Annotated in this window: 24 protein-coding genes and 1 tRNA gene; 13 read left to right on the top strand and 12 right to left on the bottom strand. The window is 73.9% G+C overall.

Annotated elements, in window-relative coordinates:
* Positions 1-71 precede the first annotated feature (71 nt).
* Both EES41_RS11005 and EES41_RS11000 read left to right on the top strand, forming a co-directional pair.
* A complete protein-coding gene (locus EES41_RS11005; RefSeq protein ID WP_164495805.1) occupies positions 72-743 on the top strand; it encodes a hypothetical protein in 672 nt (223 codons plus the stop codon).
* A 291-nt stretch (positions 744-1034) separates the two neighbouring features.
* A complete protein-coding gene (locus EES41_RS11000) occupies positions 1035-2369 on the top strand; it encodes a DUF1906 domain-containing protein (RefSeq protein ID WP_123077667.1) in 1335 nt (444 codons plus the stop codon).
* Here EES41_RS11000 and EES41_RS10995 read toward each other — a convergent pair.
* Genes EES41_RS10995 through EES41_RS10985 form a run of 3 tightly spaced genes read right to left on the bottom strand, consistent with a single transcriptional unit; the run spans position 2362 to position 4244 of the window.
* Positions 2362-2874 carry a pyridoxamine 5'-phosphate oxidase family protein gene (locus tag EES41_RS10995; protein ID WP_123077665.1) on the bottom strand — a complete coding sequence of 171 codons (513 nt, stop codon included), beginning with the start codon at positions 2872-2874 and terminating at the stop codon, positions 2362-2364. The two genes, EES41_RS11000 and EES41_RS10995, sit on opposite strands and share 8 nt — an antisense overlap.
* A gap of 36 nt (positions 2875-2910) precedes the next feature.
* Positions 2911-3639, bottom strand: a complete 729-nt coding sequence (locus EES41_RS10990) for a VWA domain-containing protein (RefSeq protein WP_073774392.1) — start codon at positions 3637-3639, stop codon at positions 2911-2913.
* Positions 3640-3653: 14 nt separating this feature from the next.
* Positions 3654-4244, bottom strand: a complete 591-nt coding sequence (locus EES41_RS10985; protein WP_123077663.1) for a PadR family transcriptional regulator — start codon at positions 4242-4244, stop codon at positions 3654-3656.
* 96 nt (positions 4245-4340) lie between these two features.
* On the opposite strand from EES41_RS10985, the gene EES41_RS10980 reads away from it, so the two are divergent.
* Entirely contained in the window at positions 4341-5069 is a 729-nt protein-coding gene (locus tag EES41_RS10980) for an SDR family NAD(P)-dependent oxidoreductase (protein ID WP_123077661.1), read from the top strand.
* Between the two features lie 23 nt (positions 5070-5092).
* Here the strand turns inward: EES41_RS10980 and EES41_RS10975 are convergent.
* Positions 5093-5163: transfer RNA gene (locus tag EES41_RS10975), tRNA-Ala, on the bottom strand.
* 43 nt (positions 5164-5206) lie between these two features.
* On the opposite strand from EES41_RS10975, the gene EES41_RS10970 reads away from it, so the two are divergent.
* Both EES41_RS10970 and EES41_RS10965 read left to right on the top strand, forming a co-directional pair.
* Positions 5207-5515, top strand: coding sequence for a hypothetical protein (locus tag EES41_RS10970; protein WP_123077659.1), 309 nt, complete (start codon positions 5207-5209; stop codon positions 5513-5515).
* A 62-nt stretch (positions 5516-5577) separates the two neighbouring features.
* Complete coding sequence (locus tag EES41_RS10965) at positions 5578-6324, top strand: class I SAM-dependent methyltransferase (protein WP_123077657.1); 747 nt, start codon at positions 5578-5580, stop codon at positions 6322-6324.
* 10 nt (positions 6325-6334) lie between these two features.
* Here the strand turns inward: EES41_RS10965 and EES41_RS10960 are convergent, their stop codons facing one another.
* Positions 6335-7300 carry an acyl-CoA dehydrogenase family protein gene (locus tag EES41_RS10960; protein ID WP_123077655.1) on the bottom strand — a complete coding sequence of 322 codons (966 nt, stop codon included), beginning with the start codon at positions 7298-7300 and terminating at the stop codon, positions 6335-6337.
* Positions 7300-8445 carry an acyl-CoA dehydrogenase family protein gene (locus EES41_RS10955; RefSeq protein WP_123077653.1) on the bottom strand — a complete coding sequence of 382 codons (1146 nt, stop codon included), beginning with the start codon at positions 8443-8445 and terminating at the stop codon, positions 7300-7302. The genes EES41_RS10960 and EES41_RS10955 overlap by 1 nt, the downstream gene beginning before the upstream one ends.
* 119 nt (positions 8446-8564) lie before the next feature.
* On the opposite strand from EES41_RS10955, the gene EES41_RS10950 reads away from it, so the two are divergent.
* The 5 genes from EES41_RS10950 to EES41_RS10930 all read left to right on the top strand — a co-directional run bounded on the left by EES41_RS10950 (position 8565) and on the right by EES41_RS10930 (position 13391).
* Positions 8565-9347, top strand: a complete 783-nt coding sequence (locus tag EES41_RS10950) for an SDR family oxidoreductase (protein WP_123077651.1) — start codon at positions 8565-8567, stop codon at positions 9345-9347.
* A 15-nt stretch (positions 9348-9362) separates the two neighbouring features.
* On the top strand, positions 9363-9977 hold the full coding sequence (locus EES41_RS10945; RefSeq protein ID WP_008743914.1) for a TetR/AcrR family transcriptional regulator: 615 nt from the start codon (positions 9363-9365) through the stop codon (positions 9975-9977).
* Between the two features lie 24 nt (positions 9978-10001).
* Complete coding sequence (locus EES41_RS10940; protein WP_123077649.1) at positions 10002-11159, top strand: acetyl-CoA C-acetyltransferase; 1158 nt, start codon at positions 10002-10004, stop codon at positions 11157-11159.
* A gap of 222 nt (positions 11160-11381) precedes the next feature.
* Entirely contained in the window at positions 11382-11585 is a 204-nt protein-coding gene (locus tag EES41_RS10935; RefSeq protein WP_008743912.1) for a cold-shock protein, read from the top strand.
* A gap of 108 nt (positions 11586-11693) precedes the next feature.
* Positions 11694-13391 carry a DEAD/DEAH box helicase gene (locus tag EES41_RS10930; protein WP_250569898.1) on the top strand — a complete coding sequence of 566 codons (1698 nt, stop codon included), beginning with the start codon at positions 11694-11696 and terminating at the stop codon, positions 13389-13391.
* A 78-nt stretch (positions 13392-13469) separates the two neighbouring features.
* Here the strand turns inward: EES41_RS10930 and EES41_RS10925 are convergent, their stop codons facing one another.
* The 5 genes from EES41_RS10925 to EES41_RS10905 are packed head-to-tail and all read right to left on the bottom strand — an operon-like array spanning position 13470 to position 17887.
* Positions 13470-14417, bottom strand: a complete 948-nt coding sequence (locus EES41_RS10925; RefSeq protein ID WP_254211403.1) for a tyrosine-protein phosphatase — start codon at positions 14415-14417, stop codon at positions 13470-13472.
* Positions 14418-14447: 30 nt separating this feature from the next.
* Positions 14448-15533, bottom strand: coding sequence for a nitronate monooxygenase family protein (locus tag EES41_RS10920; RefSeq protein WP_123077645.1), 1086 nt, complete (start codon positions 15531-15533; stop codon positions 14448-14450).
* 4 nt (positions 15534-15537) lie between these two features.
* Positions 15538-16293 carry a CoA-transferase subunit beta gene (locus tag EES41_RS10915; RefSeq protein ID WP_123077643.1) on the bottom strand — a complete coding sequence of 252 codons (756 nt, stop codon included), beginning with the start codon at positions 16291-16293 and terminating at the stop codon, positions 15538-15540.
* Positions 16290-17141: a CoA transferase subunit A gene (locus EES41_RS10910; RefSeq protein ID WP_123077641.1), complete on the bottom strand. Its 852-nt coding sequence runs from the start codon at positions 17139-17141 to the stop codon at positions 16290-16292. The genes EES41_RS10915 and EES41_RS10910 overlap by 4 nt, the downstream gene beginning before the upstream one ends.
* Positions 17138-17887, bottom strand: a complete 750-nt coding sequence (locus EES41_RS10905) for an enoyl-CoA hydratase family protein (protein ID WP_123077639.1) — start codon at positions 17885-17887, stop codon at positions 17138-17140. Before EES41_RS10905 ends, EES41_RS10910 begins: the two co-directional genes overlap by 4 nt.
* Before the next feature lie 56 nt (positions 17888-17943).
* Between EES41_RS10905 and EES41_RS10900 the strand changes: the two genes are divergently transcribed.
* Together EES41_RS10900 and EES41_RS10895 are read left to right on the top strand one after the other, a co-directional pair.
* Entirely contained in the window at positions 17944-18714 is a 771-nt protein-coding gene (locus EES41_RS10900) for an SDR family oxidoreductase (RefSeq protein WP_123077637.1), read from the top strand.
* A gap of 1 nt (position 18715) precedes the next feature.
* Complete coding sequence (locus tag EES41_RS10895; protein ID WP_123077635.1) at positions 18716-19627, top strand: SDR family oxidoreductase; 912 nt, start codon at positions 18716-18718, stop codon at positions 19625-19627.
* A gap of 213 nt (positions 19628-19840) precedes the next feature.
* Here the strand turns inward: EES41_RS10895 and EES41_RS10890 are convergent, their stop codons facing one another.
* Positions 19841-20731, bottom strand: a complete 891-nt coding sequence (locus EES41_RS10890) for a hypothetical protein (RefSeq protein ID WP_123077633.1) — start codon at positions 20729-20731, stop codon at positions 19841-19843.
* Positions 20732-20874: 143 nt separating this feature from the next.
* Between EES41_RS10890 and EES41_RS10885 the strand changes: the two genes are divergently transcribed.
* Entirely contained in the window at positions 20875-21648 is a 774-nt protein-coding gene (locus EES41_RS10885) for a trypsin-like serine protease (protein ID WP_123077631.1), read from the top strand.
* Positions 21649-21794: the final 146 nt, after the last annotated feature.

The raw sequence follows: 21794 nt of genomic DNA, 5'->3' as shown, positions 1-21794 counted from the left end.
TACGGATACCGCCGCCGGACGCGGGCTGCCAGCATCGAAGCAGTCCCGGCTCCGCCCGAAGAGGAGGCCGTATGCGCCGATTACCTGGGCTGATCGTCCCGCTCCTGACCGTTCCCCTGCTCGCCCTCGCCGGGTGCGGGGGCGGTGGCCAGACACGGACCGCACCTACGTCCGTGCCCGCATCGCCGAGCCCGCTCTCACCGTCCGCGGACCCGGCGCCCTCGCCCTCTCCCTCTCCCAGCAGCACCCGCAACCGGCTGTGCGTGCCCACGACGGACATGACCACGGCCGAACGGCTCGCCTACTTCAAGGACCTCAGCGACAGCAGCCACGGAGCCTCCCCCGCGTTCTTCATGACCGACTCCGGGGTGTACCTCCTCGCCAAGGAGACGCAGCGGCCCTGCGAGGCGGTCCGGTTCCAGCTCAGCTGGTTCCGGGTCGAGATGACCCGCGCCGGGTCCGGATCGAGCGCCCGCTACTCCTTCACCTACGCGCCGATCGAGTCCACCACCCTCTCCGTCGGCCCGCGCGACGGCCGCGTCGTGGGCAGCGTGCCCCCGCCGCCGAAGGGCTGCGCCGGAACGCTGTCCGTCGTCTACGTCGGCGAGGAGATCACCGAGGGTGACCTGCCGGACGGACTGAACATGCCGGGCGGCTCGCTGGACTGGAGCCTGGTCACGCTCGACGCCGACCGCGCCCTGAGCGCCGTCTTCAAGCCGCCGGCGGGGGCCTCCTCCTGCTGACGGGGCAGGGACCGGCGGTCGGTGCCCCGTGGGGGAGCGCACCGGCCGCCGTGACAGGGCCGGGGCGGCCTCACTCGTACGGGTGCGGGCCCCACGGCCCGGGGGCGGGCGCGGCATGGGCCGTACGGCCCATCTGGGGCGTCCCGCAGCGAAGTTGAGGGCCGCCGCGCTCTGGTAACTGTGGGTCACATGCCCTCCCGAACGTCGCCCTTCCGAACGTCGCCCTCCCGAACGTCGCCCTCCCGAACGTCGCCCTTCCGAACGTCGTCCTCCCGTGCCCCGCGCGCCCGTGTGCTGTCGGCCCGGCTGCTGTCGGCCGGACTGCTGGGCACCGCCCTGCTGGCGCCCGCCGCGCCCGCCGCCGCCGGCCCGGCCGCCGCCGGTCCGACCGTCGACTACCGCGGGCTGCGGCTCACCGTCCCCGCCGGCTGGCGCGTCGTGGACCTCGACCGGAACCCCGACGCCTGCCTGCGCCTCGACCTGCCCTCCCTCTACCTCGGGCACGCCGGCACCCAGGCCGAGTGCAGCGGCCGCGCCGTCCGCACCCGCGCCGACACCCTGCACCTGGAGCCCCTCGACGACGCCCCGCCGCGCGCCGACATCCCGACCGTCGCCGCCGACGACCTGCGGGCGCTGCCCGCCACCCGGGCCGACAGCAACGAGGTGCGCTACGCCCTGCGCCGCTCCGGGGTGATGGCCACGCTCTCGTACGGGGCCGGTCCCGGCGTCGTACGAGGCCTGCTCGCGCAGCTCCGCACCGCCCCCGGCCCCGGTCCCGTCACTCCGGCCGCTCCCGCCGCGACTGCCGCACGCACCGCGGCCACCGCGGCCGCCGCCGCGGTCCTCGCCGGCCCCCGCGGCGCCCAGGAGGCCTTCACCGGCGAGGGCTTCGACACCTGCACCGCCCCCACCCAGCGCGCCATGGACGCCTGGCACGGCGCCTCCCCCTTCGGAGCCGTCGGAATCTACATCGGCGGCCGCGCCCGGGCCTGCGCCCAGCCCCGGCTCACGGCGAACTGGGTCCGGCGCCAGGTCGGCGCCGGCTGGCACCTGATGCCGATCTGGGTGGGCCCGCAGCCCTGGCACAATGCCGACACCGGCCTGTCCACCGACCCCTCCGAGGCCAACGAGCAGGGCAAGGAGGCCGCCGAAGGCGCCGCGCAGGCCGCCCGCTCCCTGGGCCTGGCCGGCGGCACGCTGCTCTACAACGACCTGGAGAACTACACCGACCGGGCCACCTGGGACGCCCCGGTCGTCGCCTACCTGACCGCCTGGACCGTACGGCTGCACGAGCTCGGCTACCGCTCCGCCGCCTACGTCGCCGCGAGCTCGGGCGTCAAGGCCCTGAGCGCCCATCACCACCAGGCTCCCGAAGCCATGCCGGACGTGATCTGGGTGGCCGTCTGGAACGGCCGGGCCTCGGTCGCCGACGCGGACATGGGGCTGCCCGCGGGGAAGAGGCTGTGGGCCGGGCGGCGCCGGGCCCACCAGTTCCGCGGGGACCACGAGGCCACGTACGGCGATGTCACCCTCAAGATCGACCGCAGCTGGCTGGACGTGGAGCCCGCCGCCCTCGCCCGCCCGGGCGGCCCCGGCCCCGGGCCCGGCCCCGGCCCCCTCAGCTAGTCGTCGGCTCCTCGTGCGGCGGCTCGTCGTCGTCGCCCCGGCGGACGGTGTGCACGCCGCCCGCCGGGGTCCAGGACCGCAGCACCAGGTCGTCGCCGTCGATCCCGATGTGGACGACCTCGGTCAGGTCGGCGTAGAAGAGGTGGAACGGGTGCGGGGAGTCCCGCTCCTCCGCGTACCGGTGCAGCTCGGGCGGGTCCACGAGTTCCACCGCGCGCCCCGAGATCCGTACGTCCCCGTCCGGCATCGTCTCGCCCTCGCCCGGGTTGGTGTGCAGCGCGAAGCGCGGGTCGCGCTCCAGGTCCCGCGCCTTCATCGAGCCCTGCATCATGCCGAGCCACAGCTCCCCGCCGCGGATGTCGACGTTGAGGCCGGCGACCCGGGGCGAGCCGTCCTTGCGGAGCGTGGCGAGGACATGGTGCGGGTACTGAGCGAAACGGGCCTCGACGGCCGCCGCGAACTCCGGTTCCGCCTTCTCGAAGACGGCCCAGCTGGTGTGCGTCATACGTCCATGAAAGCGCCTGGCGGCGGCGCCGGGCGGTCAGGCGCGCACGATGCCCGCCCCGCGCGCGGCCGCCAGCCACGCCGGGAACTCGGCGACCAGCCGGTCGTACAGCTCCCCGTCCGGGACGGTGCGCGGGTCCGGACCGGCGTGGAAATAGCCCGCGTTGTCCACCACCCGCCGGCCGGGCACGGGCAGCTCGTCCAGGCGGCGCAGGAAGTCGAACTGGGAGCTGCGGGTGTTGCCGAAGCCGACGAACTGCCAGAACAGCGGCAGCCGGGCCGCCTTGCAGAGGTACCGCTCCGCCGCGAGCTTGCTGACCGGGCCGCCGTCGGTCTGGAAGACGACCAGGGCCGGGTCCGTCGCCCCCGAGTCGAGGTAGTGGTCGATCACCGCGTCCATCGCCAGGTGGTAGGCCGTCTTGCCCATGTGGCCCAGCCCGGCGGCGATCTCGGTCACCCGCCCCGCGTGCCCGGCGAGGGAGATCTCCGCGACGGCGTCGACGTCGGTGGAGAAGAACACCACCGGCACCCGCCCGTCGTCGTCGAGGTGCGCGGACAGGCCCAGCACCTGGTCCGCGAGGGCCTGCACACTGCCGTCCTCGTAGTACGGGCGCATCGACCCGGAGTAGTCCAGCACCAGGTAGACCGCCGCCCGGCCACCCTCCAGGCCGTACTTGCGGAGGGAGACCCCGGCGCTCTTGTAGAGGCTCACCAGCGCCGGAGCGGTCTCTTCCACCTTGCGGAGGTCTATCGCGCTGCCCGTCATGGCCCGAGGGTACGTCAGCCCCGGTCCGCGCCGGGGCCGTTCTCCAGGGCGGCGAGGTCGTCGAGCATGGCCGCGGCGAGGTCGCGCTCGCGGGCGTAGTACCGCTCGGCCCACCTGAGGGTGAGCGCCGGGTACGCCCAGGCGGGCTCCTCCTTCGCCCCCTCCGCGTCGGCCACCGACCGCAGGCGCATGTCCTCCGCGAACTCCTGCTGGCGGATCAGTACTTCGCGCATCTGCTCCGGCTCCAGCAGGTGCCCCAGCCACAGCCGCAGCATCGGCCCGTGCTTGAGGACGGGCGGGTCGACCGGGGCCTCGCGGGCCCATCGCCGTGCGGCGGCCATGCCGTCGTCGGTGATCCGGTAGACGCGCTTGTCGCGGGTACCACTGCCTTGGGCGACCGTCCGGGAGGAGGCGTATCCGGCCCGCTCCAGGCGCCCCAGCTCGCTGTAGATCTGGCTGAAGGAGGGGCTCCAGTAGAAGAAGCGCAGCGACCGGTCCGACCACTTCTTCAGGTCGTAGCCGGAGAGCTCCTCGCCGAAGGACAGCAGTCCGAGCACCGCCCAGCTGGTCGGGGGGAGGGCGCGCTCGCTCGTCTCGTCTGCCACGCGGCGCAGTCTACGACCGGCCCCCGCGGCCGTTCCCCTCCCCGTCACATGACTGCTAGAAATATTCCGAATCAAAACAACCCGGAGGTCTGAGCCGTGATCTCGCTGGACGGAAAAGTCGTCGTCATCACCGGAGCCGGGCGCGGCCAGGGAGCGGCCGAGGCCCGGCTCTGCGCGGAGGCCGGCGCGCGGGTCGTCGTCACGGACGTACGGGAGGACGAGGGCCGGGCGGTCGCGGCGGAACTCGGCCCCCGGGGCATGTACGTACGGCACGACGTGGCCGACGCCGGGAGCTGGGCCGGGGTGGTGCGGGAGGCGGTGTCGGCCTTCGGCACGATCTCGGCCCTGGTCAACAACGCGGCGCTGTGGCGGACGGCGCACGTGGAGAAGCAGACGGCCGAGGACTTCGAGGCGCTGCTACGGGTCAACCTGCTCGGGCCGTTCCTCGGCATCCAGGCGGTGGCGCCGGTGCTGCGGGCGGCCGGCGGCGGCTCGATCGTCAACATCTCCTCCACGGCCGGGCTGGTCGGCATCCCGGGCCACGCGGCGTACGGCTCCACCAAGTTCGCCCTGCGCGGCCTGACCCGCTCGGCGGCGCTGGACCTGGCGGGGGACGGGATCAGGGTGAACTCGGTGCACCCGGGCGCGATCGACACCCCGATGGTCGCGGCGGCGGTCGCGGGCCGGGACTGGTCGCACGTCCCGCTGGGGCGGATGGGCCGGCCGGAAGAGGTGGGGGAGCTGGTGCTGTTCCTGTGCGCCGACGCCTCCGCGTACGTGACGGGGGCGGAGTTCGCGGTCGACGGCGGAATGACGGCGCGCTAGCGGCGCGGCCGGGCTCAGGGGGGCGGGGCGGCCGGATTCGAACCGGCGTCCTCCTCCATGCTGTGTAGGCGCACTGCCTCTGTGCTACGACCCCACCCTTGTGATCAAGCCTACGGCACGCCCGGCATGATGTGCTCATGTCCACGTTGCTCCGCAACCTCCTTGTCCTGGCGGTGGAGTTCGGCGCCGCGTACCTCCTGCGGAGCCCGGACCCGGCGCCCTGGATCCCGGTCCTGCTGGCCGTCTTCGTCGTCGGCTCCGGCGTACTGCACGGCACGGACGCCGAGTTCGTGCCGCGCTTCCTTCTCGCGTTCGTGGCGGTGGGCGTGGCCTGGCTGGGCGGCGCGGCCGGGGAGGCGACGGACTCCGTCCCGGCGGCCGGCGCCGTGACCCTGCTGGTGATCCAGACGGCCCTCCTGATCCGCTTCTCCCGCCGCGGCGGCTAGGGCCTGCCTTTCGGACCATGCCGGGCTCGCGGGGCCGGCCCGTGATCGGAAAGGATGGGCCGATGACCACGAACCCCCGTGCGCGAGCGCGGTCCTTCGATGCCGCCGCCGCGCTGTACGCCGCCAGCCGGCCCGGGTATCCCGGCGGGCTGTTCGACGCCGTCGAGGAGCTCACCGGCCGGCCGCTCGACGGGGCGCGGGTCGCGGACGTGGGGGCCGGGACCGGGATCGCCACCGGGCCGCTGCACGCCCGCGGGGCCCGCGTCGTCGCCGTCGAGCCCGGTGACGGCATGTCCGCCGAACTGCGCCGGGCGCACCCGGGGATCCCCCTCGTCCGCGGTGACGGCGACCGGCTCCCGCTCGCCACCGGCGCCTTCGACCTCCTCACGTACGCCCAGGCCTGGCACTGGACCGATCCCGCCCGCTCCGTCCCCGAGGCCCGCCGCGTGCTGCGCCCGGGCGGCGCGCTCGCCATCTGGTGGAACGACATCGACGCGTCCGTCGGCTGGGTCGCGGAGCAAGGCGCCCGGATCCGGGCCCTCTTCGACGCCACGGACGACGGAGTCGGCTTCCGCACCCTGCCCCAGGGCCTCGACTCCGGCTTCCGTACGCGCACCGTCGCCTGGTCCCGCCGCGTTCCCCTCGACGACCACCTCGCCAACCTCGCCAGCCACTCCGCCTTCCTCCTCCTCGGCGAGCCCGGCACCAGCGCCTTCCTCCGCGAAGAACGGGCCCGCCTCGCCCCGCTCTTCCCCGACGGGACGGTCGAGGAGCCCTACGTCGTCTCCCTCCACGTAGCCGTGGTCTAGGGCGGCGGCGTCAGCGCCGGCCGGCCAGGACCGCCTCGCGGCACGCCGCCGGCGTGCCCCACGCGTCCCGCAGCGGCCGTGCCTTGCGCAGCCACAGGGAGAGGTCCAGCTCCTCCGTGTAGCCGATCGCACCGTGCAGCTGGAGCGCGGTCAGCGCCGCCGCGTACGCCGCCTCGCCCGCCGCGAGCTTCGCCGCCGCCACCTCCCCCGGGTCCAGGGACAGCGCCGCCGCGAACAGCAGCGGGCGGGCGAACTCCAGCGCCAGCAGGGTGTCCGCCAGCCGGTGCTTCACCGCCTGGAACGACCCGATCGGCGCCCCGAACTGGGTGCGCTGCCTCGCGTACGCCACCGTCCGCGCCAGCAGCGCCTCCCCGACGCCGAGGCACTGCGCCGCCGTCAGGAGCCGGGCCCAGTCGAGCGCCGCCCGCGCCGCCGCCGACACCGCCGCTCCCGCCGCCAGCGCGGGGCCCGCCGCCACCGGAACCGACAGCCGGCGCGCCGGGTCCAGGGAGGCGACCGGCGGGCCCGCCCCCGCCGACCGCAGCTCCCCGGCCCGCGACACCGTCAGGCAGTACGCCGCCGCGTCCGCGTCGAGCGCGTACGGGCTTCCGCCCGGCAGCGTCAGCGTGGCCACCGCCCCGCCGTCCGCCAGCCCGGGGACGAGGCGCTTCGCCAGTTCCTCGTCCCCCAGCCGCCCCAGCAGCACGGCCGCCGCCACCGTCTCCACCACCGGCCCCGGCATCCCCGCCCGCCCCAGCTCCACGAAGGCGACCGCCAGCTCCACCGGGAGCGGACCCGCCTCGTCGGCCGCGAGCGCGAACACGCCCGTGCGCGCCAGCCGCCCCCACACCGCCCGCCCCGGCCCGTGGTCCCCGGCCGACCAGGCCCGTACCACCGCCGGAACCTCCGCCGCCGCCAGCAGCCCCCGCAGGCTCCGCGCGAAGTCGCGCTGCTCCTGCGTCAGCAGGAATCGCATCAGCGGCGCCCCTTCGGCAGGCCGAGCAGCCGCTCGGCGATGATGTCGCGCTGGATCTCGTTCGTGCCCGCGTAGATCGGCCCGGCCAGCGAGAAGACCCACGGCTCGGCCCACTCGCCCCGCGCCAGCTCCGCGTCCGCGCCCAGCAGGTCCAGCGCCGTCTCGTGCAGCGCGATGTCGTACCGCGACCAGAACACCTTGTTCAGGCTGGACTCCGCGCCGATGGCCTCGCCCGCCGCGAACCGGGAGGCGTTCGCCCAGGTGAACAGCTGGTACGCGCGCGCCCCCACCACCGCGTCCGCGACCCGGTCGCGCAGCGCCGTGTCCGCCGGGTCCCCCGCCTCCCGCCACAGGGAGACCAGCCGGTCCGCCGCCGCCAGGAACCGCCCGGGGGAGCGCAGCGTCAGCCCCCGCTCGTTGCCCGTCGTCGACATCGCGATCCGCCAGCCCTGCCCCGGCTCCCCGATGACGTCCTCGTCCGGTACGAAGACCCCGTCCAGGAACAGTTCCGCGAAGGCCGGTTTCCCGTCGAGGCGCCCGATGGGCCGCACCGTCACCCCCGGCGCCCGCAGGTCGAACATCAGGTACGTCAGGCCGTGGTGCGCCTTCGCGGCCGCCGGGTCGGTGCGGAAGATCCCGAAGGCCCGGTCCGCGAAGGCCGCCCGCGAGGACCAGGTCTTGTGCCCGGACAGCAGCCAGCCGCCCTCCGCCCGCACCGCCCGCGACCTCAGCGAGGCCAGGTCCGACCCCGCCTCCGGCTCCGACCAGGCCTGCGCCCAGATCACCTCGCCGCTCGCCATCGGCGGCAGCACCCGCGCCCGCTGCTCGGGCGTCGCGTGGTCGAACAGGGTCGGGGCCAGCAGGCTGATGCCGTTCTGCGAGACCCGGCCGGGCGCGCCCGCCGCCCAGTACTCCTCCTCGAAGACCAGCCACCGCTCGATGTCCGCGCCCCGGCCCCCGTACTCCTCGGGCCAGGACACCGCCGACCAGCGGTCCGCGTGCAGCAGCGCCTCCCACTCCCGGTGCGCCGCGAACCCGGCCTCCGTCTCCAGGGAGGGCAGGGGCGCGGCCGGGACGTGGGAGCGGAGCCAGGCCCGGGCCTCGGCCCGGAAGGCCGCCACCTCCGCCGACTGGGTCAGATCCATCGGGTGCCCGCCTCCCTGAGCGTGAACGTCAACGTGAGCGTGAGCGTGAGCCTGAGCGGCTTCCCTAACAAGTGTTTGGTAGGTTAACGTACGGCCATGAGCAGCGTCGAGGAGTGCGCATGAACGAGCCCCGGTACGTGGCCGGCCACCGCCTGCTGGAAGGCCGCTCCGCCGTCGTCACCGCCGCCGCCGGAGCCGGCATCGGCGGCGCCACCGCCCGCCGCTTCCTGGAGGAGGGCGCCCGCGTCCTGATCGGCGACGCCCACGCCCGCCGGCTGAAGGAGACCGAGGAGGCCCTCGCCGCCGAGTTCGGCGCGGACCGCATCTCCTCCCTGCCCTGCGACGTCACCGACGAGGACCAGGTCCGGGCCCTGTTCGCGCACGCCGAGCGGACCCACGGCCACCTGGACGTCGTCGTCAACAATGCCGGACTCGGCGGCACCGCGGCCCTCGTCGACATGACCGACGACCAATGGGGCCGGGTCCTCGACGTCACCCTGAACGGCACCTTCCGCTGCACCCGCGCCGCCCTGCGCTCGCTCAAGGCCTCCGGCACCGGCGGGGTCATCGTCAACAACGCCTCCGTCGTCGGCTGGCGCGCCCAGACCGGCCAGGCCCACTACGCCGCCGCCAAGGCCGGGGTGATGGCCCTGACCCGCTGCGCCGCGCTGGAGGCCGCCGGCTTCGGCGTACGGGTCAACGCGGTCGCCCCGAGCCTGGCCATGCACCCGCACCTGGTGAAGGTCACCAGCGAGGAGCTGCTGGCCGAGCTGACGGCCCGCGAGGCCTTCGGCCGGTACGCCGAGCCGTGGGAGGTCGCCAACGTCATCGTGTTCCTGGCCAGCGGGTACGCGTCGTACATGACGGGCGAGACCGTTTCGGTCAGCAGCCAGCGCGCGTAGGCACAGAATGGGCGCGTGCCAACGAACAAGAAGAAAACCCAGGTGACGGCCTCACCGGAGCGACGCCGCGAACTCCTCGGCACCGCCGCCGAGGTCTTCGCCGCCCAGGGCTACAACGCCACCACCGTCCGCAAGATCGCCGACGCCGCCGGGATGCTCGCCGGCAGCCTCTACTACCACTTCGATTCCAAGGAATCGATGCTCGACGAGATCCTCTCGGCCTTCCTGACCGAGCTGTGGGAGGGGTACGACACCGTCCTCGCCGCCGGCCTCGGCCCCCGGGAGACCATCGAGGCCCTCGTCACCGAGTCGTTCCGGGAGATCGACCGGCACCGCGCCGCCGTCGCGATCTACCAGAAGGAATCCCGGCACCTGTCCGCGCAGCCCCGCTTCCGCTACCTCTCCGACTCGCAGCAGAAGTTCGAGAAGGCCTGGCTGGGGACGCTGGAGCGGGGGGTCGCCGCCCGGGTCTTCCGGGCCGACCTGGACATCCGCCTCACCTACCGCTTCGTCCGCGACACGGTGTGGGTCGCGGCGTCCTGGTACCGGCCCGGCGGACAGCACAGCCCCGAGGAGATCGCCCGGCAGTACCTGTCGATGGTGCTGGACGGGATCGCCGTACGCGGCTGACCACCACCAACAGAAGGAGTCCCGATGCCCGAGGCCTACATAGTCGACGCGGTACGCACCCCCGTGGGGCGCCGGGGCGGCGGCCTGTCGGCCGTCCACCCCGCCGACCTCGGCGCACACGTCCTGAAGGCCCTGGTCGCCCGCTCCGGAGTGGACCCGGCCGCGGTGGAGGACGTCGTCTTCGGCTGCCTGGACACCGTCGGCCCCCAGGCCGGGGACATCGCGCGGACGGCCTGGCTGGCCGCCGGGCTGCCCGAGGAGGTGCCGGGCGTGACCATCGACCGGCAGTGCGGCTCCTCCCAGCAGGCCGTCCACTTCGCCGCCCAGGGCGTCCTCTCCGGCACCCAGGACCTCGTCGTCGCGGGCGGTACGCAGAACATGTCGATGGTCCCGATCGCCTTCGCCTCACGGCAGGCGGCGGAGCCGCTCGGCCTCACCGAGGGCCCCTACGCCGGCTCCGAGGGCTGGCGCGCCCGGTACGGGGAAGCGCCCGTGAACCAGTTCCACGGCGCGCAGCTCATCGCCGCGAAGTGGGGCATCGGCCGGCGCGACATGGAGGAGTTCGCGCTCCGCTCGCACCGGCGGGCGGTCCGGGCGATCGACGAGGGCCGTTTCGAGCGGGAGACCGTCGCGTACGGGGACGTGCGGACCGACGAGGGCCCCCGCCGGGACACCACCCTGGAGAAGATGGCGGGCCTGCGGCCCGTCGTGGAGGGCGGCACCATCACCGCGGCCGTCTCCTCGCAGGTCTCCGACGGGGCGGCGGCGATGCTCATCGCCTCCGAGCGGGCGGTGCGGGAACACGGCCTGACCCCCAGGGCCCGGATCCACCACCTGTCGGTACGGGGCGAGGACCCGATCCGGATGCTGTCCGCCCCGATCCCGGCGACGGCGTACGCCCTGAAGAAGACCGGCATGTCCCTGGCCGCCATCGACCTCGTCGAGATCAACGAGGCCTTCGCCCCGGTCGTACTGGCCTGGCTGAAGGAGACCGGCGCCGACCCGGAGCGGGTCAACGTCAACGGCGGCGCCATCGCCCTCGGCCACCCCCTGGGCGCGACCGGCGTCAAGCTGATGACCACCCTCCTCCACGAGCTGGAGCGCACGGGCGGGCGCTACGGCCTCCAGACCATGTGCGAGGGCGGCGGCCAGGCCAACGTGACCATCATCGAACGGCTCTAGGCCCGTCGTCGAAGTGGCGCCGGGCAGGCCGCGCCCGCCCCGGGCGACGCAGGTCACAGGGGTGGGGCGACGCGCCGCGGTGGTCTGTGATAGCTTTGGGGAGTTGCAGTTGTGGTACCCATGAACTTTATGTGCGCCTGACGGGATTGCTCCGACAGGCGCTTTAATTGTTTTACCGGAGTCTCCGGATGGGGCCCTTGCCGCCTATTCAGGAGATTCAAAATGGCACTTGGCACCGTGAAGTGGTTCAACTCGGAAAAGGGCTTCGGCTTCATCGAGCAGGACGGTGGCGGTCCGGACGTGTTCGCCCACTACTCGAACATCGCCACCCAGGGCTTCCGTGAGCTCACCGAGGGTCAGCGCGTCTCCTTCGACGTGACCCAGGGCCAGAAGGGCCCCCAGGCGGAGAACATCCTCCCCGCCTAATTTCTTCAGCATGCCGGGGTCCGCACCGCGAGGTGCGGGCCCCGGCTTGTCTGCTGTTCCGACACGCACCGCTCGTTTTACCTGCCGGTTTCAGGAGGGCTTTCTCGCATGACCAGCTCCAGCTCCGCACGACCCAGCCGCCGCCCCACCCGGGGTCGAGGTGCGGCCCAGGGGCGTCCGAAGTCTGGCGCGGGACGGCAGAAGTCCGCCCCCGTAGCCAGGCCCCAAGAGTTCACCATGCCCGAGCCGCAGACCCCGGCGCTCCCGCCGGTCGCCGCGTTCGGGGACATGGACATGCCCGAGGCGCTGCTGAAGACCCTCGCCGCCCAGGGCGTCACCGAGCCGTTCCCGATCCAGGCCGCCACGCTGCCGAACTCGCTGGCCGGCCGTGACCTGCTCGGCCGCGGCCGCACCGGCTCCGGCAAGACCCTCGCCTTCGGCCTGGCCCTGCTGGCCCGCACCGCCGGGCACCGCGCCCAGCCCAAGCAGCCGCTCGCGCTGGTCCTCGTACCGACCCGCGAGCTCGCGCAGCAGGTCACCGACGCCCTGGCCCCGTACGCCACGTCCGTCAACCTGCGCATCGCGACCGTCGTCGGCGGCATGTCGATCAACCGGCAGTCCGGCGCCCTGCGCCGCGGCGCCGAGGTGCTCGTCGCCACCCCCGGCCGCCTCAAGGACCTCATCGACCGCGGTGACGCCGACCTCTCGCAGGTCGCCATCACGGTCCTCGACGAGGCCGACCAGATGACCGACATGGGCTTCATGCCGCAGGTCACCGCGCTGCTCAAGCAGGTCCGGCCCGAGGGCCAGACCATGCTGTTCTCGGCGACCCTCGACAAGAACATCGACAAGCTCGTCAAGATGTTCCTGCACGACCCGGTCGGCCACTCCGTCGACCCGTCGGCCGGCGCGGTCACCACCATGGAGCACCACGTCCTGTACGTCATGGACGAGACCGACAAGAAGGCCGTGGCGACGCGCATAGCCGCTCGCGACGGCCGGGTGATCATGTTCGTCGACACCAAGCGCGGGGTCGACCGCATGGTCAAGAAGCTCCTGGCGGACGGCGTCCGCGCCTCCGGCCTGCACGGCGGCCGCTCGCAGCCGCAGCGCAACCGGACCCTGGACTGGTTCAAGACGGGCGAGGTCACCGCACTGGTCGCCACCAACGTGGCCGCGCGCGGCATCCACATCGACGACCTCGACCTCGTCGTGAACGTGGACCCGCCCACCGACCACAAGGACTACCTGCACCGCGGCGGCCGTACCGCCCGCGCCGGCGAGTCCGGCAGCGTGGTCACCCTGGTCCTGCCCGACCAGCGCCGCGAGATGACCCGCCTGATGTCGGACGCCGGCATCTCCCCGCGCACCGCGCAGATCAAGTCCTCCGACGAGGAGCTGTCCCGCCTCACCGGCGCCAAGGAGCCCTCGGGCATCCCCGTGGTGCTGGAGGTCCCGCAGCCGCCGCAGCCCAAGGCGCGCTCCGGCTCCGGCCGTTCCGGCTCCGGTTCCGGCGGCGCCCGCCGCCGCTCCGGTGGCGGTCAGGGCGGCGCCCAGGGTGCCTCCGCCCCGGCGGCCGGTTCGGGCGAGGGCCGGCCGCGCCGGGCCCGCTCCGCCGGTGGTCAGGGCGGCGGCGGCCAGGCCGGCTCGCGCGGCCAGGGCGGTCAGTCCGCCGGGCGCGGTCAGGGCGGCGCCCGCGGCCAGGCGGGCGGCGGCCAGGGCGGTGCCCGCACCGGCGGCGCTCCGGCGGCGTCGCGCCGCCGCTCCGGTGGCGGTCGTCCCGCCGCGGGGCGCACCAGCTCCTGACCCCTCTCTCCACACGCCGGAACGCCGGGCAGCGCACGCGCGCTGCCCGGCGCTCCGCTGTCCGGGCCCGTTGGCCCGTTACCCGACCAGCTTGGCCTGGAGCTTCGCCAGGGTCCTGAGGTCCAGGCCCAGACCGTCCGTCAGGTAGCCGTAGAAGCCGCCGAAATCGGCCTCCATCTGGGCCGTCGCGGAGTCCAGGTAGTCCGTGCGGACCTCCTGGAGCGGGATCAGCAGGTCCGGGTTCAGCATCCGCCCGGACTGCTTCAGGCCCGCCCGCACCTGGGCGTCGTACGCGCCCCGGAAGGTGTTGGAGGCCAGGTAGTCGCGCTCCGCGGAGTCCTCGGGCACGGCCAGGGCGCGCAGCAGTACGTAACTCAGCCAGCCCGTCCGGTCCTTGCCCGAGGTGCAGTGGTAGAGCAGCGGTCCCCGGCCGCCGTCCGCGATCTCCCGCAGGGTCGCCGCGAACCCCGCCCGGTTCTCGGGGCTCGTCACGAACGTGCGGTAGATGTCGCGCATGTACGCCTCGGCGCGGCCGCCGCCGAGCATCCGCTCCTGCTGGACGGGATCGCCGCTGGCGATCGCGCCGACCAGGGTCGCGTACAGACCGAGGTCGCTGACGGGGCGTGAGGTGGCGGTGAGCCCGGCGGGCAGCCGGTCGGCGCCGTCGTACTGGAGCTCCGCCGGGATGCGGAAATCGACGACCTCGGTGAGGCCCAGACCGGCGACGGTGGTGACGTCGGCAGGGGTCAGCCTGCTCAGCGCGTCGGAACGGTAGACCAGGCCCCGGCGCACCTTGCCGCCCGTCCAGGTGCGGTAACCGCCCAGGTCACGGACGTTGACCGCACCTTGGAGCGGAATCTGGCGAATCGTTTCCGCCTGCGGGTGCGCCGGGTACCGGTGCTGGGCGTCGGCGTCGGCGTCGGCGGCTGCGGGCGCCGCCTCCGCGAACGCGGAGGCGGGCAGGCCCGCCATGGCGAGGGCGGCGGCGAGCACCGCGGTCGATAGGCGGATTCGGGCACGGCTCATCTGGGCGACTCCTGGGGAGGAGAAGGGGGATCACCTTGGTGGTGGCAGGGTGCCGAGCGGGTGCGGGGGGGTGAGCCCGTGCAGTCGTTCCAGCACGGTGTGCGCCTCGGCCATGACCCGGGTGACGAGCTCCGCACACGACGGGAGATCCTCGATCACACCGGCCACCTGGCCCGATGCCATGACGCCGAGGTCCGTACGGCCCTCGACCATGGACGCCTTCAGGAGCATCGGGGTGTTCGCGGCGAGCAAGACCTGGCTCCAGGACAGCTCCTTGCCGTGTTTCATCGCGAGGCCGTCGCGCACCATCCGCGACCACGACAGCCCCGACAGCTTCCGGAACCCGGCCGCGTGCCGCACCGCCCGGGCCAGCGCCCGGGCCCGGCCCGCCCGCTCCAGGGAGGCGACCAGCTCGCTGCGGAGCATCCGGTGCGGCAGCCCGTCGACCGCCGTCGTCACGGTGACGTCCCGGACGCCCGCCTTCAGGTACTCGGCCTTCACCGCGTCCGGGACGGTGGAATCGGAGGTCAGCAGGAACCGGGTGCCCATCGCGACGCCCGCCGCCCCGAACGACAGCGCCGCGACCAGGCCCCGGCCGTCGTGGAAGCCGCCCGCCGCGATCACGGGGATGTCCACGGCGTCGACCACCTGCGGCAGCAGCACCGTCGTCGCCACGTCCCCGGTGTGCCCGCCGCCCTCGCCGCCCTGCACGATCACCGCGTCCGCGCCCCACGCCGCGACCTTCTCGGCGTGCCGGCGCGCCCCGACCGACGGGATGACGACCACGCCCGCGTCCTTGAGCCGCGCGATCAGCTCCTTCGACGGGGCCAGCGCGAACGAGGCCACCCGTACGCCCTCGTCGGCGATCAGGGCGGCCCGCTCGGCCGCGTCCCCCGCGTCCGCGCGCAGGTTCACCCCGAACGGGGCGTCGGTCCGGGACGCGACCTCCCGTACCGCGGAGCGCAGCTGCTCCAGGGTCATCGTCGCCGAGGCCAGGATCCCCAGGGCGCCCGCGTTCGCGGCCGCCGACACCAGGCGGGGTCCGGCGACCCAGCCCATGCCCGTCTGTACGATCGGGTGCTCGACCCCGACCAGCTTCGTGAACGCCGTCTTCATCGCGTCAGCCCCGCACTTCCCGCTCGCGCAGCCCCCCGGGATCGATCACCTCGCGGATCAGCGCCAGCTCGCGCGCCGTCGGCTCCCGCGTGTACGGGACCTCGCCCCGGGCCGCCAGCTCGAATCCGGTCGCCGCCCGCACCTGCTCGACGGTGACCCCCGGGTGGCGGGAAACCAGCCGCATGCTGTGCCCGGGACCGGTGAAATCGAAGACGCCGAGATCGCTCACCACCCGCGGCAGCCGGTGGAAGCGGGTCACCCCCGCCGCCTCGGCACGGTCGTAACCGACGCCGCTGACCATGTCGACCCGCTCGACGAAGACCCGGGGGGAATGCCGGGGCACCCAGTAACTCACCGGATTGTTCAGCGTGTTGACGGGCGCCCCGCGCACCCCGAGCAACTGGCGCGAAGGCCGCTCCCAGTCCCCGACGCAGGAGATGTTCTGGTTGCCGAACCGGTCGATCTGGCTCGCGCCCATCATCACGTGCCGCCTGCCGCCCGTGACCATCGTGAGATGACGGCGGTACGGGAGCCAGCCCTCGGCCGTCCCGTCGAGCCCGACCAGCATCGCCTCCCCGTCGGTCAGCAGCAGATCGGGGGAGAAGGTCCGCTTCGCCAGCCGGGCCCCGAACGAGGGGATCAGCCCCATCGGACTGGCCAGCACCTCGCCGTTGTCCCGCCAGGCCTCGGCGCAGGCGACCACACAGTATTCGGCGCGGCTGACCGCGGTCGCCGCGCTCTCGCTCCTCCCGCTGCTCAACTCTGCTCCTCGTGCCAGGCCCGGACGGCGCGCTGGTAGTCCTGCTCGCTCGCGCCGGAGAGGAAGCGGGCGGCGAACTCCGCCCAGGGGGTGGACGCGTACAGCTTCTGGAACGCCTCGTCACGGCCGTAGTCGGGGACGCAGGAGGTGAAGTGCGCCCCGTTCGGGCACTCCACCACCCCGGTGACGCAATGCCGGCTGACCAGCAGCGACTGCGGCGGCCCCGCCTTGGACAGCTCGGCGCTCTCCACGAGCTGCTCGCAGGAGACGTAGGCGGCGTCGGCCGCCTCGCAGAACAGGTCGTCGAAGTACGGGTCCGGGCCCAGGTACTGGGCGTTGCCGAGCCGGTCGGCGCGGTTGAGGTGGACGAGCGCCGCGTCCATCCGCAGCGCGGGCACGGCCACGAGCTCCTCGCCGTCGGCGTAGGGGGAGGTGACGGTGCGCAGCTCCGGGTTGACCCGCATCACGTCGGAGCCGAGGCCCGCGCGGACGGGGAGGAAGGGCAGCCGGTTCGCGGCGGCGTGCAGCCCCCACATGAACATGGCCTCGTCGAGCTCGGTCAGCGCGAACGCGCCGGCCTCGCGGGCGGCCCGGAAGTGCGGCTCCAGCGGGATCGAGTCGAGGGTGGCGAAGGGGGCGACGAGCCTTCGGATCCGGCCGGCGGCCGCCAGCAGGCCGACGTCGGGGCCGCCGTACGAGACCACGGTGAGATCGGTGATCTCGGACCGGAGCAGCGCTCGCACCAGGGCCATCGGCTTGCGCCGGGAACCCCAGCCGCCGATGCCGAGGGTCATCCCGCTGCGCAGCCGCCCGACCACGTCTTCGGGGGTCATGGACTTGTCGGTCATGAGCGCTCCTCCTCTCCGAAGGCGTCGCGGACCCGGGCCGCGACCCCGCTGAGGTTGGCCTCGAAGGTGAACCCCTGCTCGAAGCGGTAGCTGCGGCGCACGTCCACGGGGTCGATGCCGTTGATGGCCGCCTTGGCGAGCCGGATCAGGTACCCGTCCTTCAAGGCGATCTCGGCGGCGAGCGCGAGGGCGGCGGACCGCAGCTCCGCGCGCGGCACCACCCGCCAGACCGAGCCGTGCGCGTGCAGTTCGGCGGCGGTGGCGGTGCGCGAGGTGTAGTACAGGGCGCGCATCAGGTGCTGGGGGACGAGCCGGGCCAGATGGGTGGCGGCGCCGAGGGCGCCCCGGTCGAGCTCGGGCAGCCCGAAGGTGGCGTCGTCGGAGGCGACGATCGCGTCGGCGTTGCCGACGAGCCCGATGCCGCCGCCCAGGCAGAACCCGTGCACGGCGGCGACGACCGGGACCTCGCACTCGTACACGGCCGCGAAGGCCTCGTAGCAACCGCGGTTGGCGCCGATGAGGGCGGCGTGGCCGGAGTCTCGCCGCATCTCCTTGATGTCGACGCCGGCGTTGAAGCCCCGGCCCTCGGCGGCGAGGACGACGCAGCGGGTCTCGGGGTCGCGGCCGGCGGAACGCAGGGCGTCGGCGAGCTCGTACCAGCCCTGTACGGGGAGCGCGTTGACGGGTGGGAAGTCGACTGTGACGAGTGCGATGCCCTTGCCCGGGCTTGAGGTGGAGACACCCATGAGCGGATCAGCTACCTTTCCACCAAACATTTGTTAGGTGAGGAAGGTAGCAGCCGATGGAGCTGGGCGGGAGGGTCGTCGTCGTCACCGGCGGAACCCGGGGCGTTGGCGCCGGGATCGCGCGTTCGTTCCTCGCGGCGGGCGCGGAGGTGGTCGTCTGCGCCCGCAGGCCGCCGCGGGAACCGGTCGCAGCGGCGGGCCGCGCGGCCTCCTTCACCGCGCTGGACCTGCGCGACCCGGCCGCCGTACGGGACTTCTTCGGCGCGGTCGCGGCCCGCCACGGGCGGCTCGACTGCCTGGTCAACAACGCGGGCGGCACCCCGTACCGGCTGCTGGGGGAGGGCGAGGCCGAGCGCCACGCACGGGTCGTCGAGCTCAACCTGCTGGCCCCGCTGACCGCCTCGCTGGCCGCGTACCCGTGGCTGCGCGAGAGCCGGGGCTCGGTCGTCATGATCGGCAGCGTCAGCGGCACCCGGCCCTCGCCCGGCACGGCGGCGTACGGGGCGGCGAAGGCGGGGCTGGAGAACCTGGCCCGCTCGATGGCGGTGGAGTGGGCGCCGCGGGTACGGGTCAACTCGCTGGTGCTGGGAATGGTGAGGACCGAGCTCGCGCACCTGCACTACGGGGACGAGGCGGGGATCGCGGCCGTGGGAGCGACCGTACCGCTGGGGCGGCTGGCGGAACCCTCGGACGTGGGGGAGGCGGCGGTGTTCCTGGCCTCCGACCGGGCCGGGTACGTCAGCGGGGCGAGCCTGCTCCTGCACGGCGGCGGGGAACGCCCGGCGTTTTTGGATGCGGCGACTGTGAACCAGGACGAGGAGAGCTGAGATGACGGGAATCGCCGAGGGCCGCGTGGTCATCGTGACGGGCGCGGGGCGGGGACTGGGGCGCGCCCACGCGCTGGCGTTCGCGGCGGAGGGGGCCAGGGTCGTGGTCAACGACCTCGGGGTGGGGCTGGACGGACAGCCGGGCGAGGACAGCCCGGCCGGGCAGGTGGTCGCGGAGATCCGGGCGCTGGGCGGCGAGGCCGTCGCCCACGGCAAGGACATCGCGTCGCCGGAGGGCGCGGCCTCGCTGGTCGGGGCGGCCCTGACGGCGTTCGGCCGGCTGGACACCCTCGTCAACAACGCGGGGTTCCTGCGGGACCGGATGCTGGTCAACCTGGAGGAGGCGGACTGGGACGCGGTGATGCGGGTGCACCTCAAGGGGCACTTCCTGCCGCTGAAGTACGCGGCGGCGCACTGGCGGGAGCAGGCCAAGGCGGGGCGCGCGGTGGCGGGCCGGGTGGTCAACACCTCCTCGGGCGCCGGGCTGCTGGGATCGGTCGGGCAGGGCAACTACAGCGCGGCCAAGGCGGGCATCCTCGGGATGACGCTGGTCGCGGCGGCGGAGATGGCGCGGTACGGGGTGCAGGTGAACGCGATCGCGCCGGCGGCGCGGACCCGGATGACGGAGCAGACGTTCGCGGACACCATGGCGGCCCCGGGGGCGGGCTCCTTCGACGCGATGGCTCCGGAGAACGTGTCGCCGCTCGTGGTGTGGCTGGGCTCGGACGCGTCGGCGGGGGTGACGGGCCGGGTCTTCGAGGCGGAGGGCGGCCGGATCACCGTGATGGAGGGCTGGCGGCCGGGCCCCACGGCCGACCGCGGTGCCCGCTGGACCCCGTCGGAGGCGGGCGAGGCGGCGGCCAAACTCCTCTCCCGCGCCGAGCCCCCGCACCCGGTGTACGGGGCCGAGTAGCGGGGCCGTCGGCGGGGTGGGGCGGGTGGCGGAGCGAGTGCCGGGGTGGGTGCCGGGGCGGGTGGCGACGGCCCCGGAAAAGGGTCCGGGCCCGGCCCCCTGGCGAGGGGTCGGGCCCGCATCCCGCACTTGTGCGTGGGATATCTGTACCCACCCCCGACCCGCCCTGAACCGCCTCGGCCCCATCATGTTCCGGGCAATCCCGCGGACCGGTCAGGTGTCGCATTCGAGCACCGTGTGACACAGCGCGCAGCGGGCCGTGAGCGGCCCCCGCACCGGCAGCCGCAGCCGCTGCGCGCACACCGGGCAGGGGAACTCCACCCGCAGCCCGCCGCCGTCTCGGCGCTCGAAGCGGTACGAGGATCCGGGCGCGGCGCTCCCGGCCCGGCGGCCGGCCGCGTAGCGGCGGCGCTCCGCCCGGCCCGCGGCCGCCAGGGGGGCCCGGCGGTGGTCCCGGGCGGCCCGTTCGCGGCCGCGCACGTAGGCCTCGTAGGCCTGGGGGCTGGTGAACCAGGCGGAGAGGTCCTCGCCGAGCAGGTCGGCGCGCTTGGCGAGGACGTAGCCGAACTCCTCCGGGGTGAGGTAGCCGAGCTTCTGGTGGGTCAGCGCGTCCTCGCGGTAGGCGTCGAGGAGCAGCCAGCCGGGCCCGAGGCAGGCGGCGGCGGTGTCGGTGAGGATCTCGTTCTCCGCCGTGGTCGGGAAGCGCAGGTCCAGGCGGTGCAGCAGGACGTGGGTGACCTCGTGGGCGAGGGCCGCCGCCAGATCGCGGCGGTGCGTGCGGAAGCGGTCGTTGACCTCGATGAAGTACTCGGGGCCCGCGGTCAGTTCCACGGTCGCGGCGTGCTCCATCGCCCGGAAGCCGATCACCATCCGCGCGTCGGGCAGCCGCAGCGCCCGCACCATCGCGGAGGCCACCCGCTGGGCACCGAGGTAGAGGTCGTCGTCGGGACCGAAGGCCGCGTCGGCGGGGGCGAACGGGGTGTCGTAGGCGCGGACCCCGTCGCCGGAGAGCCGCCGGAACAGGGCGGTGAGTGCCCGGCGGACCGTGTCCAGATGGGGAAAACCGTGCTCGATCGGGCTGCCCGGCCCACCGTTCTCCGTCATGACGTCCCCCTGGCCGCAAGGCCTGCCGGAAATTGGCCAAAAACGCGTTCTTGATGTCGGCCGCCCGTTCGATGTGTCATGGACGTGTCATTCACCCGATGACGCGCACAGCCCAACCCCCCACGAAAGGCAGTGTGTTGACTGTGTCCACCCTTGCCCAGGCCCTCAAGCGCACCCTCGCAGTCGGCGCGGTAGCCCTCGCCGCCGTCAGCCTCCAGCCCGCCAACGCGGGCGCCGCACCCGCCCCCGTCGTCGGCGGCACCCGCGCCGCCCAAGGCGAATTCCCCTTCATGGTCCGCCTCTCCATGGGCTGCGGCGGCGCCCTCTACACCCAGCAGATCGTCCTCACCGCCGCCCACTGCGTGGACGGCTCCGGCAACAACACCTCCATCACCGCCACCGCCGGAGTCGTCGACCTCAACAGCTCCAGCGCCGTCAAGGTCAAGTCCACCAAGGTCCTCCAGGCCCCCGGCTACAACGGCAAGGGCAAGGACTGGGCCCTCATCAAACTCGCCAAGCCCATCAACCTGCCCACCCTCAAGATCGCCGACACCAAGGCCTACGACAACGGCACCTTCACCATCGCCGGCTGGGGCGCCACCCGCGAGGGCGGCGGCCAGCAGCGGTACCAGATGAAGGCCACCGTCCCCTTCGTCTCCGACGCCGGCTGTCAGAGCGCCTACGGCAGCGACCTCGTCCCCGGCGAGGAGATCTGCGCCGGCCTGCCCCAAGGCGGCGTCGACACCTGCCAGGGCGACTCCGGCGGCCCCATGTTCCGCCGCGACAACAACAACGCCTGGATCCAGGTCGGCATAGTCAGCTGGGGCGAGGGCTGCGCCCGGCCCAACTACCCCGGCGTCTACACCGAGGTCTCCACCTTCGCCACCGCCATCAAGAACGCGGCCGCCACCCTCTGACCCCGGCCCCGAAGACCCCTCGCCCCTCCGGCCGAGCGCGAACCGGCCGGAGGGCCGAGGCCCCACCCCCGCCACCCCCGCCCGGCGGGCACCTGCCGCGCCCCGCGCCGGCATCCCGCCTCCTGAGGCACCCTCGCCGCCCCGGC

The sequence above is a fragment of the Streptomyces sp. ADI95-16 genome (assembly GCF_003721495.1).
Lineage (GTDB): Bacteria > Actinomycetota > Actinomycetes > Streptomycetales > Streptomycetaceae > Streptomyces > Streptomyces goshikiensis.
The sequence above is the reverse complement of the archived record's forward strand: the minus strand, read 5'-3'. Positions and strand labels throughout refer to the sequence as shown.

Bases quoted from the DNA above. Each gene is read 5' to 3' on its own strand.
- EES41_RS11005 (WP_164495805.1), top strand. From the start codon at position 72: ATGCGCCGATTACCTGGGCTGATCGTCCCGCTCCTGACCGTTCCCCTG.
- EES41_RS10995 (WP_123077665.1), bottom strand. From the start codon at position 2,874: ATGACGCACACCAGCTGGGCCGTCTTCGAGAAGGCGGAACCGGAGTTC.
- EES41_RS10990 (WP_073774392.1), bottom strand. From the start codon at position 3,639: ATGACGGGCAGCGCGATAGACCTCCGCAAGGTGGAAGAGACCGCTCCG.
- EES41_RS10970 (WP_123077659.1), top strand. From the start codon at position 5,207: ATGTCCACGTTGCTCCGCAACCTCCTTGTCCTGGCGGTGGAGTTCGGC.
- EES41_RS10965 (WP_123077657.1), top strand. From the start codon at position 5,578: ATGACCACGAACCCCCGTGCGCGAGCGCGGTCCTTCGATGCCGCCGCC.
- EES41_RS10960 (WP_123077655.1), bottom strand. From the start codon at position 7,300: ATGCGATTCCTGCTGACGCAGGAGCAGCGCGACTTCGCGCGGAGCCTG.
- EES41_RS10955 (WP_123077653.1), bottom strand. From the start codon at position 8,445: ATGGATCTGACCCAGTCGGCGGAGGTGGCGGCCTTCCGGGCCGAGGCC.
- EES41_RS10950 (WP_123077651.1), top strand. From the start codon at position 8,565: ATGAACGAGCCCCGGTACGTGGCCGGCCACCGCCTGCTGGAAGGCCGC.
- EES41_RS10940 (WP_123077649.1), top strand. From the start codon at position 10,002: ATGCCCGAGGCCTACATAGTCGACGCGGTACGCACCCCCGTGGGGCGC.
- EES41_RS10935 (WP_008743912.1), top strand. From the start codon at position 11,382: ATGGCACTTGGCACCGTGAAGTGGTTCAACTCGGAAAAGGGCTTCGGC.
- EES41_RS10930 (WP_250569898.1), top strand. From the start codon at position 11,694: ATGACCAGCTCCAGCTCCGCACGACCCAGCCGCCGCCCCACCCGGGGT.
- EES41_RS10925 (WP_254211403.1), bottom strand. From the start codon at position 14,417: ATGAGCCGTGCCCGAATCCGCCTATCGACCGCGGTGCTCGCCGCCGCC.
- EES41_RS10920 (WP_123077645.1), bottom strand. From the start codon at position 15,533: ATGAAGACGGCGTTCACGAAGCTGGTCGGGGTCGAGCACCCGATCGTA.
- EES41_RS10910 (WP_123077641.1), bottom strand. From the start codon at position 17,141: ATGACCGACAAGTCCATGACCCCCGAAGACGTGGTCGGGCGGCTGCGC.
- EES41_RS10905 (WP_123077639.1), bottom strand. From the start codon at position 17,887: ATGGGTGTCTCCACCTCAAGCCCGGGCAAGGGCATCGCACTCGTCACA.
- EES41_RS10900 (WP_123077637.1), top strand. From the start codon at position 17,944: ATGGAGCTGGGCGGGAGGGTCGTCGTCGTCACCGGCGGAACCCGGGGC.
- EES41_RS10895 (WP_123077635.1), top strand. From the start codon at position 18,716: ATGACGGGAATCGCCGAGGGCCGCGTGGTCATCGTGACGGGCGCGGGG.
- EES41_RS10890 (WP_123077633.1), bottom strand. From the start codon at position 20,731: ATGACGGAGAACGGTGGGCCGGGCAGCCCGATCGAGCACGGTTTTCCC.